This is a genomic window from Phocaeicola faecium (assembly GCF_014837055.1).
Lineage (GTDB): Bacteria > Bacteroidota > Bacteroidia > Bacteroidales > Bacteroidaceae > Phocaeicola > Phocaeicola gallinarum.
The window spans coordinates 886,008-899,364 of the sequence record NZ_JACSPQ010000001.1 but is presented as its reverse complement, the minus strand read 5'-3'; the positions used below and the strand labels follow the sequence as shown (position 1 = coordinate 899,364).

Annotated in this window: 11 protein-coding genes and 1 pseudogene; 10 read left to right on the top strand and 2 right to left on the bottom strand. The window is 47.0% G+C overall.

Annotated elements, in window-relative coordinates:
- Positions 1–91: 91 nt before the first annotated feature.
- The 3 genes and pseudogenes from H9626_RS15220 to rpmA all read left to right on the top strand — a co-directional run.
- Positions 92–175: pseudogene (locus H9626_RS15220) on the top strand (SEC-C metal-binding domain-containing protein); the annotation flags it as partial.
- Positions 176–537: 362 nt separating this feature from the next.
- Positions 538–855 (top strand): 50S ribosomal protein L21, encoded by a 318-nt coding sequence (gene rplU / locus H9626_RS03950; protein WP_191709635.1) that lies wholly within the window; start codon positions 538–540, stop codon positions 853–855.
- Between the two features lie 20 nt (positions 856–875).
- Complete coding sequence (gene rpmA / locus H9626_RS03945; RefSeq protein WP_178256921.1) at positions 876–1,145, top strand: 50S ribosomal protein L27; 270 nt, start codon at positions 876–878, stop codon at positions 1,143–1,145.
- 91 nt (positions 1,146–1,236) lie between these two features.
- Here the strand turns inward: rpmA and H9626_RS03940 are convergent, their stop codons facing one another.
- Positions 1,237–1,527, bottom strand: coding sequence for a chaperone modulator CbpM (locus tag H9626_RS03940; protein ID WP_178256922.1), 291 nt, complete (start codon positions 1,525–1,527; stop codon positions 1,237–1,239).
- A 19-nt stretch (positions 1,528–1,546) separates the two neighbouring features.
- Complete coding sequence (locus H9626_RS03935; RefSeq protein ID WP_191709634.1) at positions 1,547–2,476, bottom strand: DnaJ C-terminal domain-containing protein; 930 nt, start codon at positions 2,474–2,476, stop codon at positions 1,547–1,549.
- Positions 2,477–2,733: 257 nt separating this feature from the next.
- On the opposite strand from H9626_RS03935, the gene H9626_RS03930 reads away from it, so the two are divergent.
- The 7 genes from H9626_RS03930 (at position 2,734) to H9626_RS03900 (ending at position 13,356) form a co-directional block, all read left to right on the top strand.
- Positions 2,734–4,428: a bifunctional metallophosphatase/5'-nucleotidase gene (locus tag H9626_RS03930; protein ID WP_438616935.1), complete on the top strand. Its 1,695-nt coding sequence runs from the start codon at positions 2,734–2,736 to the stop codon at positions 4,426–4,428.
- A 19-nt stretch (positions 4,429–4,447) separates the two neighbouring features.
- Positions 4,448–4,795 carry a DUF8478 family putative metalloprotein gene (locus H9626_RS03925; protein WP_178256925.1) on the top strand — a complete coding sequence of 116 codons (348 nt, stop codon included), beginning with the start codon at positions 4,448–4,450 and terminating at the stop codon, positions 4,793–4,795.
- Between the two features lie 166 nt (positions 4,796–4,961).
- Positions 4,962–7,256: a TonB-dependent receptor gene (locus H9626_RS03920; protein WP_191709863.1), complete on the top strand. Its 2,295-nt coding sequence runs from the start codon at positions 4,962–4,964 to the stop codon at positions 7,254–7,256.
- 168 nt (positions 7,257–7,424) lie between these two features.
- Entirely contained in the window at positions 7,425–8,594 is a 1,170-nt protein-coding gene (locus H9626_RS03915; RefSeq protein WP_191709632.1) for a DUF3843 family protein, read from the top strand.
- A 157-nt stretch (positions 8,595–8,751) separates the two neighbouring features.
- On the top strand, positions 8,752–11,391 hold the full coding sequence (locus tag H9626_RS03910) for a DUF5686 family protein (protein WP_178256928.1): 2,640 nt from the start codon (positions 8,752–8,754) through the stop codon (positions 11,389–11,391).
- A gap of 176 nt (positions 11,392–11,567) precedes the next feature.
- Positions 11,568–12,842, top strand: coding sequence for a sigma-54 interaction domain-containing protein (locus tag H9626_RS03905; RefSeq protein ID WP_191709631.1), 1,275 nt, complete (start codon positions 11,568–11,570; stop codon positions 12,840–12,842).
- A 22-nt stretch (positions 12,843–12,864) separates the two neighbouring features.
- Positions 12,865–13,356: an LptE family protein gene (locus H9626_RS03900; RefSeq protein WP_410554213.1), complete on the top strand. Its 492-nt coding sequence runs from the start codon at positions 12,865–12,867 to the stop codon at positions 13,354–13,356.
- Position 13,357 lies beyond the last annotated feature (1 nt).

Genomic DNA, 13,357 nt, shown 5'->3' with positions numbered 1-13,357 from the left:
TAATTTTTTCCTTGATGATAAATTGAAAACAATGATAGATGACTGTATAATAAAAGAAAAACGAAAATGTCAAAAGGAAAAATTAGATAAAGCATTTAAAGGTGTTGGAAGGAATGATCCTTGTCCATGTGGAAGTGGGAAAAAATATAAGAAGTGTCATGGTAAAGATGTGTAATCTGTATATTGAGAACTCATTTCGCTTATTCTTTATAAATTTATACATTGTGAATAAAAATGAAAGCAATATAGTTTCAAAAATACACAGAATCCGAAAACTCTCAGCGCGATGAATACCAGAAAATGGATTTGCTGTTTCGCCAATCTCATAAGGATGGTATACATATATCAATCAGCGTGGCGATAGTGGGGCTCTATCTTATGTTTTTATATTTTATTCCGATAAAAAACTTGTCCAACCCTTTGGCTATGTGAGATAAAAGCAGTACCTTTGCGTCCGATTTAGTCCGTGGAGGTAGACAAGTAACCGGAGAGGACGGTTCACCTTGCGGAGAAAACCCGTTTAATATAAAATAAAAGATGTACGTAATTGTAGAAATTAACGGTCAGCAGTTCAAAGCTGAAGAAGGCAAAAAGCTGTTTGTTCAACACATTCAGAATGCAGAAAACGGCGCAACTGTTGAATTTGACAAAGTTTTGTTGGTAGACAACAACGGTACTGTAAAAGTAGGTGCGCCTACCGTAGAAGGTGCAAAAGTGGTATGCGAAGTAGTTTCTCACCTCGTAAAAGGCAAGAAAGTGTTGGTATTCCACAAGAAGAGAAGAAAAGGTTACAAGAAGCTGAACGGTCATCGTCAGCAGTTTACCGAATTGACAATCAAACAAGTTATTGCTTAATCATTAAAACGTAGAAGAAAATGGCACATAAGAAAGGTGTAGGTAGTTCTAAGAACGGTCGTGAATCAGCAAGTAAGAGATTAGGCGTAAAGATATTCGGCGGCTCAGTTTGCAAAGCCGGTAACATTATTGTTCGTCAAAGAGGAACAGTTCACAACCCGGGTAACAACGTAGGTATGGGTAGTGACCACACTCTTTACGCTTTGATTGACGGTACAGTATGTTTCAAGAAAGGACGTGAAAACAGAAGCTATGTTTCTGTAGTTCCGTTTGCTGAAGCTGAAGCATAATCAGGGTACTGTTACGAAACGATAAAAAATCAGGCACGGATGTACGGTGTTTCCAAAGAAACCGTAATCCGTGCCTGATTTGTTTTTATGCTTACCGGCGGTAAAAGCGCAGTTCGTTTTCAAGCCGGCGAACCTTTTGCTGCAAGTCTTCTACCCGTGCCAGCAGGTGGCGGATGGCATCAATGCCTTCGATGTTGATAGAGAGGTCATAATACAGGTGAGCGTATCGCTCCAGTTCGTTCAGTTGTTCGGCAGGGAAATAGCTGACGTTATTTCGTATCTCAATGTCTATCAGCCCGTCTTCGCCCAACATCATGACGAAGTCCGGCTCTATGTTACAGCGGCTGCAATAGTCGCTTATGATAATCAAATCGTTCTGCATAATTGTCCGTTTTTAAAAGTTATCCTTGTTGCAACTGACGGAACAAATCTTTCTGATGTTCGGTCAGCGTGGTAGGAATTGATACATGATAAGTCACTATCAAGTCGCCGAAGCTACCTTCCTGTTTATATACCGGGAATCCTTTGCCCTTCAGACGTACCTTCGCATCGTTTTGCGTTCCGGGGCGTACCTTCAGTTTAACCTGCCCGTCGAGGGTATTCACGGTCACGTCTCCACCCAATACGGCAGTGTACAGGTCGATGTTGACATCGGTGTACAGGTCGTTATCCTTCCGTTTAAAGGCAGGGTCATCGCTTACTGCGAACGTGATGTATAAGTCTCCGTCCGGACCTCCGTTCATTCCTTTGCCTCCATGTCCTTTCAGCTTGATAACCTGCCCGTTTGCTACGCCCGCCGGAACGGTGATTCGTAATGTTTCGCCGTTGATGCTGAACGTTTGTTTGTGTGTAACAGCGGCTTCACGCAAAGAAAGTTGAAGTTCGGCTTCAATGTCTTGACCGCGAAATCCGCCGCGTGTTCTGCCTCCCGTTGCCCCCCGATGTCCGAACAATTCCTCGAAGAAATCAGAGAATCCGCTTGCGTTACCTCCAAATCCGCTCGTAAAATGTTCTCCGTCGGTAGAGTACCAGTATTCACCTTGCCTGTTTCCGTTTGCTTGCTGTTGGGCGCGATAGGCTTGCTGTTGCGCTTCAAACTCGTCGGCATGTTTCCAGTTTTCGCCGTAAGCGTCGTATTTCTTACGCTTTTCCGGGTCACTCAATACCTCGTTGGCTTCGTTTATCTCCTGAAACTTGTCCTTAGCCGTAGGGTCGTTCGGGTTCAAGTCCGGGTGATACTTCCTTGCCAGCTTACGGTATGCTTTCTTAATGTCGTCTTGGGTTGCATTCCGCTCAACGCCAAGCACTTTGTAATAGTCTATGTAAGCCATATTGTCAGTTAGTTTAATTGCTTGAAGTGGAACAAATTACATGCCAATCGGGTTGTCCGGCAGGCTGTTTTTCTTCCTTTCGGAGGCAGAGAGACGTTTCGTGCCGGAAACATACGAAACATGTATCGAGCGGCTTATTATTATTGGGACAGTTGTTTCCTATCTCGATTTTCTTGACTATCTTTGCGGCATAAATCTGACAAATTGTCTTTATGAAGTCATTGAAATCTCTCCTTTGCCTGACGGCAATTATCGGTATGGGCTGTATACAGTCGTGTACTACTTCCGGCGAAAAAGAAATCACGTTAAAGTTTATCGAGACCAGCGATGTTCACGGGTGTTATTTCCCCTACGATTTTATCGGCAGAAAACCCCTCGACGGCAGTCTGGCGCGGGTAAGTTCGTATGTAAAAGAACAGCGCGAGGCGTTTGGCGACAACGTGGTGTTGCTTGATAACGGCGACATCCTGCAAGGACAACCCACGGCATATTACTATAATTTCATTGATACGGTATCGGACCACGTATGTGCCCAAATGCTGAATTACCTGCGTTACGATGTGGGAAACATGGGAAACCACGATGTGGAAACCGGACACGCCGTGTACGACCGTTGGGTGAAGCAGTGTAACTTCCCCGTACTGGGAGCAAACGTTATCGACACGCTGAGCGGCGAACCCTACCTTCCGCCTTATCAAGTGTTGGAACGGGATGGAGTAAAGATAGCCGTATTGGGAATGATTACCCCTTCCATTCCGTCGTGGTTGCCCGAAAAGTTGTGGAGCGGACTCCGTTTTGAAGATATGGAAACCTGTGCCCGCAAGTGGGTGAAGATTATCCGCGAGAAAGAAAATCCCGATGTACTGATAGGATTGTTTCACGCTGGTCCGGAAGGAAACAAGCTGGATAATACGATAGAAAACGGTTCGGGTGAGGTGGCTCGTAACGTTCCGGGATTCGATGTCATCTTTATGGGACACGACCACGTGCGCCGTTGCGAAAAGGTAGCCAACGTAGCGGGCGACTCTGTCTTGTTGATTGACCCGGCAAATATGGCACGCACCGTATCCGACGTTACCCTGAAAGTAGTAAAACGCGGCGATAGGGTAGTAAGCAAGTCGGTAGAAGGCAAACTTGCCGATATGACCACTTATCCCGTTGACGAGGACTTTATGTCGGCATTCAAAGAACAATATCAGGCCGTAGATACTTTTGTTTCGCGCAAGATAGGAAGCATCGACCGCACCATTTCCACACGCGATGCCTATTTCGGTTCGTCGGCGTTCATCGACCTCATCCAGCAGTTGCAGTTAGACATCACCGGAGCAGACATTTCGTTCTGCGCCCCGCTGTCGTTTAACGCTGAAATCAAGAAAGGCGACATCTACATGAGCGACATGTTCAATCTTTATAAGTACGAAAACATGCTCTACGTGATGGAACTGAGCGGAAAAGAGATTAAAAACTTCCTTGAAATGTCGTATGCCATTTGGACGAACCAGATGAAATCGGCATCCGACCATCTGCTGCTGCTCAACGAAAAAGATAATGGATTCGGACGTTTTAAAAACCCCAGCTTCAATTTCGATTCGGCCGCCGGCATTATTTATACTGTCGATGTAACCAAGCCGCAGGGCGAAAAGATTTCCATCAAAAGTTTAGCCGACGGACGCGCTTTCGATATGAACAAAACCTACCGCGTAGCTGTTAATTCATACAGGGGCAACGGCGGGGGAGACTTGCTGACGAAAGGTGCCGGCATCCCGAAAGCGGAACTGGCGAAGCGTATCGTTTTCTCTACCGACAAAGATTTGCGTTATTACCTGATGAAACGCATTGAAGAGGTAAAAACGCTTCATCCCGTAGCGTTGAATCAATGGAAATTTATCCCGGAGGCATGGACGGAAGTTGCAGCCAAAAGGGATTACCTACTTTTGTTTGGCAATAAATAATACAACTGAGTAAGTGAGAATGCAGACATACCATATTCGTGTGTGGGCGTTAAGCCTGCTTACCCTGTTCGTGGCGTATTATACGAGTGTCGTCGTATTTGCCCACGTCCATGTGGTAGGCGGGGTAATGATTGTCCATTCTCACCCTTTCACTCAGCATCACTCCCATACTGCCGGGCAAACCCTTTCGTTGCACTTTCTTTCCAGTTTCTATTCGCTGGACGAGGAAGAGACCGAGCTGGTTAAACCGGATTGGCATGTTGTTTATTCGTTATTCTGCGTGCAGGATAACTTCCGTGCCGTATCAGCGCATACGGCAGGAATCCATCTGCGCGCTCCTCCCTTTATGTCTTTTCAAATCAGTTAGTTGCCGGGCTGTTCCCGGCATGGAAAATCCTACCCGAAGTGTTGCTGAAAACATCCGCATGGACTCCCGTGTGCATCCGTATGCTCAAGGGAACACATCCGTATGCGTTTTGGCGGCAGTGTGGGCAGGTGTTTTACACGCATTAATCAACGAACAAAAAGACGTAATGAAAAGACATATATTAATATTGACGGGATTGCTGTGCGCTCTGGTAAGCATGGCGGTTAATCCGGTGAAAGAGGGAAACATTATTACCGGACATGTGATAGAAAAAAATACGGAGGAAGGTTTGCCATACGCCAATGTATTGATAGTTGAAACGGGCGTAGGGATGGCTACCGATGCCGAAGGCTACTTCCGCTTTAAGAATGTTCCGGCAGGAGAATATACGCTGAAGGTACAAAGCATGGGGTATTCTACCCAAACCAAGCGCGTAACGGTGGGCAATGATTTCACTGTTGACATGCACTTTGTGATGGAAGAAGAAACGATTATGACCGATGAGGTGGTGGTGTCTGCCAACCGCAACGAGACCAACCGAAAGCTGGCTCCGGTGGTGGTAAACGTGATGAATAACCGCCTGTTTGAGATAGTCAACTCGAACGACCTCGCCAAGTCGCTTAACTTTCAGTCGGGACTGCGTGTGGAAAACAACTGCCAGAATTGCGGATTCCCGCAAGTGCGCATCAACGGACTGGAAGGTCCTTATTCGCAGATTCTGATAAACAGCCGTCCGGTGATGAGTGCGCTGTCGGGCGTGTACGGATTGGAGCAGATTCCTACCAACATGATTGAGCGCGTAGAGGTGGTGCGTGGCGGCGGCTCGGCGCTGTTCGGGGCAAATGCCGTGGGCGGAACCATCAACATCATCACCAAAGACCCGGTGAACAATTCGTTTCAGGTATCGTCTACCATGTCGAATCTCAACGGAAAGGTGTGGGAGCAATACGTGGGTGCCAATGCCTCGCTGGTGTCGTCTGATAATTCGTATGGCATCGCCCTCTACCAGTCGTACCGCAACCGCAATCCTTACGATGCCGACGGCGACGGTTTCTCGGAACTGGGTAAACTGAACATGAATACCTTCGGGCTTCGTGCTTACTACCGCCCCACACAGTTCAGCCGCATCAGCATCGAGTATCATACCACGAACGAATTCCGGCGCGGAGGTAACAAGTTCGACCTTCAGCCTCACGAAACAGACATTACCGAGCAGACGAAACACGTTATAAACAGCGGCGGACTGACGTATGATGTGTTCTTCCGCGAATATCGCCACAAACTGTCGGTGTATGGTTCGGCGCAACACATCGACCGCAACAGTTATTACGGCGCAGGTGAAGACCCCAATGCTTACGGAAAGACCAAAGACCTTACGGCAGTGGGCGGGGCGATGTATGTGGGAAACATGGACAACTGCTTTTTTGCTCCCGCCACGTTTACGGGAGGACTGGAGTATAGCTACAACTCCCTTCACGACGTAATGACGGGGTATAACCGCGACCTCCGTCAGGATGTGAGGATAGCCAGCGGTTTTGCGCAAAACGAATGGAAGATGGAACATTTCACCTTGCTTGCCGGATTCCGTTTGGATAAGCATAACTTGGTAGACGACATTATTTTCAGTCCGCGCGTCAACCTGCTGTGGAATCCTTCGTCGAAGCTGCAAGGCCGCCTTACATGGTCCACCGGATTCCGTGCGCCTCAGGCTTACGATGAAGACCTTCACGTGGCGGCGGTAGGCGGCGAAGCGATGATGATTACGCTGGCAGACGGATTGAAGCCCGAACGCTCGAACAGTGTGAGCGGCTCGCTGGACTGGACTGCAAACTTCGGGCACTTTCAGTCGAACCTCTTGATAGAAGGTTTCTATACGGCTCTTAACGATGTGTTTTATCTGGAAGCTATGGGCAAAGACCCTCAGACCGGAACATTGAAGCAGGAACGGCGTAACGGACACGGCGCGCGCGTTTACGGGGCTAACATTGATTATAAGATAGCTCACGGGCGGGAGGCGCAGCTCCAATTAGGATTTACCGTACAGCGCAGCCGTTATACCGAAGCCATTCATTGGAGCGAGGATGCAGACGTGGCACCTATCAAGCGGATGCCTCGTACACCCGATTATTACGGTTATTTCACGTTTACTTCCGCTCCGCTGAAGAACTTCGATTTCTCCATATCGGGTGTCTACACGGGTAAGATGATTGTTCCTCACTTTGCAGGATATATTGCGAAAGACCGCTTGGAACATACCCCCGACTTTATGGATTTGGGTGTGAAGTTGAATTATACCTTCGTGCTGAACGACCATTTGAAACTTCAACTGAACGGCGGTGTGCAGAACATCTTCAACGCCTTCCAGAAAGACCTCGACCGTGGCAAACTGCGTGACTCGAAGTATTTCTACGGGCCTACACAGCCTCGTACTTATTTCATTGGGATAAAGTTCTTTAACTAAGAGTCTTTCTTAGTATTGATAACGCCCGGTCTTGTCTGTCAGTAGCAGTGAGGCCGGGCGTTTTACAATGCTTTTCTGCAAAAGAAACCGCACGAAAGAAATATTTATTAAATTTGCAAGAACAATAAAAGCTCATTCTTATGTAGAATAATCAACCGACGAATAAAAATGAATAAACCAACAATATATCTTAAAGACTGGATGGCTATCCATCCTTATGCCACTCCGCAATCCTCAGACGAGTATTTTGTAAAACTTGCAGGGCGACTCTACAAGGCTGTTATGCTCTCCGGAATGCCGGAAGCGTTCCGTAAAAAAATGTGTCTCTACGTGGCGGCTTATCTGGAAGATGTGATTTCCGGACTGGGGCTGTGGCGTAGTTTTATCGACGAGCATATCCGGCTGTATGGCAAGCCTTTGCCGTTCTACACGCTGGCAGACGATTACCTGCGCGATGAAGTGAATGAAGAAGATGTACGCTTCATCGTGTGGAACACGTGGCAGAAAGCTCCTTACGAACATCCGTACGTTAACCCCTGCGATGAGCGGATAGCAAAGCAGGCGGCTGCATTTTACGAAGTGTTGGCAACGGCATACGAAGAAGCTCCGGAAAATGAGTTGCTCGAAAATTATTGGAGTGGCTACTCGGATGCCCGCGATGCCGACCGTAAACTGACGTGGCTGTTCGGGCATACGTATCTTACCGAGCCTTCGATGGCGCCATACATTGAGCGGGTTACCGCTGCCGACCGTTTCATCATCCCCACAGGGCCGCTTGCTCTGTTCCTTCACGAGTGGATAGAACGGTTGGCGGGAGATAACGCACCGGCATGGAAACAGGTAAAAGGACTGTTCCCTGATGAACCTGTCGTGCCCGATGAAGTGCGCGAAAAAAGTGCAGAGATGTACCGCAACTTTGTGGCAGGAACGAACGGAAAGCGAATCGTTTACCTGAACGGCTACGGCGAGCTGAGGCGTTTCTTGGTGGAGGTGCTGAAATGGACAGACGATGATAACCATACGTTGCCTCAAATGAAACCGTTCCGCAACTTTGTGCTGATGACCGAACCGGAAAAAGGCATCCTGCTGGCAAAAGATGTATGCGAGTGTATAGCCGACCCGGACAACCCGATGTATGCCCCCGATGCGGCGGCGAAGAATGCTTTCCGGCTACTGACGGAAGAAACGCTTTGTCCGCCCGACTTGCTCTTGCATTGTTTGGAACATCATTTGTTGCCCGACGCCGTTTTCCCGGATGGAGAAAGCCGGACTACGGTGCAGGAAAATGCCGATTTCATAGCGCGCCACGCTTTGCTTTATTACTATCGGGGAGACTGATTGGGTAGAAATAATATTCTATTATTCATAAAAAAAGGTAAGATTATAGCTTTTTGTCGGCATAAATTTGTAAGAGACTTCAACACTCTGTAACTTTACGCGCTCATTCGTTGCGCAATAAGTATAAAAAAACATAGAGAAGGTATTGAAACAATATATGGTAAAAAGGTTATTTTTTCTGTTGGTATTGTGTATGGGAGTTGCGAAACTTTCTGCCCAGATTCAAGGAGTTGTGACAGACTCTGAAACAGGAGAACCCATTCCTTATTTGAATGTGTATTACGACGGAAAAGGGGTGGGGACAATTACCGACATAGATGGAAATTACTCGATAGATGCCCGTGCGGGGTGGGATAAACTGACTTTTTCGATGGTGGGTTATGCCACGCAAGTGCTGAAAGTGTCTCCGAATACGCATCGGCTCGATGTGAAAATGAAAGCCGATTTGGTATTGGACGAGGTGATAGTCAAGCCTAAGAAAGAAAAATATTCGCGTAAGAATAATCCGGCGGTGGAGATGATGAAAAAGGTTATCGCCGCCAAAGAGTTGAACGACCTGAGCGTAAACGATTATTATCACTATAATAAGTACCAGAAGATTACTTTTTCGCTGAATAACATCACGACCGATTCGTTACGCGAGTCGAACCTCTTTAAGAAATATCCGTTCTTTCGCGACCAAGTGGAGGTGAGCGACGTAACGGGCAAGAATATCCTGCCCATATCTGTCGACGAAACCGTATCGGAGAAAGTATACCGCAAAAATCCTCACAGCGAAAAGACGATCATAAAGGGGCTTAATTCATCGGGTATCAACGAGCTGTTTAATACGGGCGACATGTTGACTACGGTGCTGAAGGATGTGTTTCAGGATGTAAACATCTACCAAGACCGTTTCCGCTTCTTGCAATATCCTTTTGACAGTCCGATTTCGGATGCGGGAATTAATTTTTACCGCTATTACATCATGGATACATTGACGGTAGACCGCGATGAATGTTTCCTGCTCTCGTTTGTTCCCAACAATCCGCAAGATTTCGGCTTTACGGGAAGTCTGTATATATTGGCAGACTCGACGTATCGTGTGAAGAAATGCACCATGAATTTGCCAAAGAAAACAGATATCAACTTTGTGGATTTGATGATTATCGAGCAGGAGTTCGGTCAGTTGCCTTCAGGCGAATGGGTGTTGATGGTTGACGACATGACCTGCGAACTTTCTTATTTGCGGAAATTGCTCGGATCGTTTCAGGTAAGGCGTACCACAAGGTATTCAGACTTCGGGTTCGATGAAATCCCGGACAGGATTTTCAAGCGGAAAGGCAGTGAGATAAAAGACGTGAATGCCATGATGCGTGGCGATGAATTCTGGAAAGAATATCGCCCCACACAGCTTACTACCTCGGAAAAACAGATGGATTCGTTTGTCGATAACCTGAGCAAGATAAAGGGATTTAAATACATCATGTTTGTGGCAAAAGCCTTTATCGAAAACTTTGTGGAAACCGGTGTCCGTGGAAAACCCAGCAAGGTGGATATAGGGCCTATCAACACCATGATTTCAAGCAACTACATCGACGGCCTCCGCTTGCGTGCGTCTGCTCAAACTACGGCAAATCTGCATCCGCATCTCTTTTTAAGAGGATATTATGCGTACGGATTTAAAGATGCGCGCTCGAAATACAAGGCAGAAGTGGAATACTCGTTCAAGAAACGTGAATATCTGCCGAGGGAATATCCGATTAATTCGTTGACTTTCTCTTATTCGTACGACAATATGCTGCCAACCGATAAGTTCATGGCTACGGACAAGGATAATGTCTTTACATCGCTGAAAGTAACGTCGGTAGACCAATATAATTACGAACGTACGGCAAGTGTGAAATATGAGTTGGAACGCGAGTCGGGACTGAAAACCACGTTCATTCTGAAACACTCCAATTACGAGCCGTGTGGCAAACTGTTCTACCGTACGATGGCAGGCGAGACCCAGTTGCAGCAGGCGATAGCAGACGGCAGTCTGTCGGGTACGGAGTGGGTGCGTTCACCTTATAATGTACACGACTTTTCGGTGGCGGAGGCTACAATAGCCTTGCGTTATGCCCCCGGCGAAACATTTATCAATACCAAGCAGCGACGTCTGCCCATCAATCTTGATGCTCCGGTGTTTACCTTACAGCACACAGTGGGGCTGAAAGGTGTGTTGGGGTCAGACTATACTTATAACATGAGCGAAGTGAGTTTCTATAAACGTTGGTGGCTCAGTTCGTGGGGAAACATCGATACTTCGATAAAGGGAGGAATCCAGTGGAACAAAGTTCCCTTCCCGCTGCTGATTATGCCCGCTGCCAACCTGTCGTATATCATTCAGGAAGAAACATTCAACCTGATTAACAACATGGAGTTTCTGAACGACCGCTATGCTTCGCTGGACGTTTCGTGGAACATGCAGGGAAAACTCTTTAACCGCATCCCGCTGCTGAAGAAACTGAAATGGCGCGAGTTCATCGGCATTAAATGTTTGTGGGGAACGCTTACCGACAAGAATAATCCCCTATTGCCGCAGAACCGAAACGATGCAGAACTGATGATGTTTCCCGGACATTACGATGCAAATGGCAATTTCTACACATCCAGCTATGTAATGGATAAAAAGAAACCTTATGTAGAGCTGAGTGTCGGCATCCATAATATATTCAAGTTGCTGCATGTAGAATACGTACGCCGTTTAAATTATAATGACCTGCCTACGGCAAACAAGTGGGGCATCCGCTTTATGATTCGCACCGTATTCTGATTCGGTGGGGATACAGGTTTGTAACCAATCAGAAATACAAACCGGAAACAGACTCAGAAGAAACTGATAAAACGTTGCTTTAATTGGAAAAATGAAGCAGGCTCTTACTTTTTTCTTTTCGGAATAAGTAGCCAAGCCAAAGTTTTTATAATTTTGTCATATATAATACGAATTATATGGTAAAATCAGAAATACAGAATGTGAAATTACGGTTCGGCATCATCGGAAATACCGAGGGGCTGAATCGGGCTATAGATATAGCCATGCAAGTGGCTCCTACCGATTTGTCCGTATTGGTAACTGGGGAAAGCGGGGTAGGTAAGGAAAGCTTTCCGCAAATCATTCACCAGTTCAGTCGTCGGAAACACGGGCCGTATATTGCGGTAAACTGTGGGGCGATACCTGAAGGAACCATCGATTCCGAATTGTTCGGGCATGAGAAAGGTGCTTTTACCGGAGCTATCAGTGACCGGAAAGGTTATTTTGCCGAAGCAGACGGAGGTACGATTTTTCTGGACGAGGTGGGAGAACTCCCGCTGTCTACACAAGCCCGGTTGCTGCGCGTGCTCGAATCGGGCGAATACATCAAGGTTGGCTCTTCGAAAGTACAGAAAACCGATGTGCGGATTGTTGCTGCTACGAATGTCAACTTTGCCGAGGCATTGGCGGAAGGGCGTTTCCGTGAAGATTTGTATTACCGCTTGAATACCGTTCCTATCAAGATACCGCCTCTGCGCGAACGCCCGGACGACATCGTGCTGCTGTTCCGGAAGTTTGCCGGAGATTTTGCAGAAAAATACCGGATGCCTGCCATTCAGCTGACCGAAGAAGCAAAGCAGATGCTGACGGCTTACTCGTGGCCGGGAAATGTGCGTCAGCTTAAAAATATTACCGAACAGATTTCTATTATTGAAACCAACCGGGATATAACACCGGAGATTCTTCGTAATTATCTGCCCACCCAGTCAGATTCCCATTTGCCAACACTGCTCGGTGTGAAGCCTTCAGGCAATAAAGGTTTTGAGAGCGAACGTGAGATTCTTTACCAAGTATTGTTCGACATGCGGCGCGACGTAACGGAGCTGAAGAAATTCATGCATGACATAATGGCAGAACGTAATGGCAATGCTCCGGTTTCCACCCATCAGGATGCTTCCGTGCGCTACATACCGAATACTCCGGTGAGCATTGTTCAAAACAATCCGGTGATGATGAGTTCCGTACCTTCTGTCAACCATATTGCATCCGTAAAGACAGTGCCGGCTGAAGAACCCGAAGTGCAAGATACCGAAGAGTATGTCGAAGAAAATCTTTCGCTGGACGACGTAGAAAAAGAAATGATTCGCAAGGCGCTTGAGCGGCATCACGGAAAGCGGAAAAGCGCCGCAAACGATTTAAAGATATCCGAACGTACCCTTTATCGAAAAATAAAAGAATATGGGCTTGATTAAAAGAAAATGGAAAATAATAAGCATGTGGATGACGGCCGTGTGCTTGCTGGCGGCTTGTACAGTGTCTTATAAGTTTAACGGTTCGTCTATCAACTATGAGAAAGTAAAAACCATTTCGTTTGAAAACTTTCCGAACCGTTCGGCGGCGTTTGTATGGGGGCCGATGGAGTCGATGTTCAACACAGCCTTGCAGGATGCTTACATGCAGCAGACGCGCTTGAAGCAGGTACGTCAGGGAGGCGATTTGGAACTGTCGGGAGAAATCACCAACTACGATGCTTATAATAAGGGTGTGGGCTCTGACGGTTATTCAACGATGGCAGAACTGCGTATGACGGTGAATGTACGCTTTGTAAACAATACCAATCACGTGGAAGACTTTGAACAATCGTTCTCGGCGAGCCGTGAATATAACGCCAGCCAGCAACTTTCTGCCGTGCAGGAGGAGTTGGTTGACCAGATGATTGACGAAATTGTGGAGCAGATTTTTAACGCCACAGTAGCAAACTGGTAGA

What these genes read in the sequence shown, in the direction of transcription:
- rplU (WP_191709635.1), top strand. Translation starts at nt 538, where the DNA reads ATGTACGTAATTGTAGAAATTAACGGTCAGCAGTTCAAAGCTGAAGAA.
- rpmA (WP_178256921.1), top strand. Translation starts at nt 876, where the DNA reads ATGGCACATAAGAAAGGTGTAGGTAGTTCTAAGAACGGTCGTGAATCA.
- H9626_RS03940 (WP_178256922.1), bottom strand. Translation starts at nt 1,527, where the DNA reads ATGCAGAACGATTTGATTATCATAAGCGACTATTGCAGCCGCTGTAAC.
- H9626_RS03935 (WP_191709634.1), bottom strand. Translation starts at nt 2,476, where the DNA reads ATGGCTTACATAGACTATTACAAAGTGCTTGGCGTTGAGCGGAATGCA.
- H9626_RS03930 (WP_438616935.1), top strand. Translation starts at nt 2,734, where the DNA reads ATGGGCTGTATACAGTCGTGTACTACTTCCGGCGAAAAAGAAATCACG.
- H9626_RS03925 (WP_178256925.1), top strand. Translation starts at nt 4,448, where the DNA reads ATGCAGACATACCATATTCGTGTGTGGGCGTTAAGCCTGCTTACCCTG.
- H9626_RS03920 (WP_191709863.1), top strand. Translation starts at nt 4,962, where the DNA reads ATGAAAAGACATATATTAATATTGACGGGATTGCTGTGCGCTCTGGTA.
- H9626_RS03915 (WP_191709632.1), top strand. Translation starts at nt 7,425, where the DNA reads ATGAATAAACCAACAATATATCTTAAAGACTGGATGGCTATCCATCCT.
- H9626_RS03910 (WP_178256928.1), top strand. Translation starts at nt 8,752, where the DNA reads ATGGTAAAAAGGTTATTTTTTCTGTTGGTATTGTGTATGGGAGTTGCG.
- H9626_RS03905 (WP_191709631.1), top strand. Translation starts at nt 11,568, where the DNA reads ATGGTAAAATCAGAAATACAGAATGTGAAATTACGGTTCGGCATCATC.
- H9626_RS03900 (WP_410554213.1), top strand. Translation starts at nt 12,865, where the DNA reads ATGTGGATGACGGCCGTGTGCTTGCTGGCGGCTTGTACAGTGTCTTAT.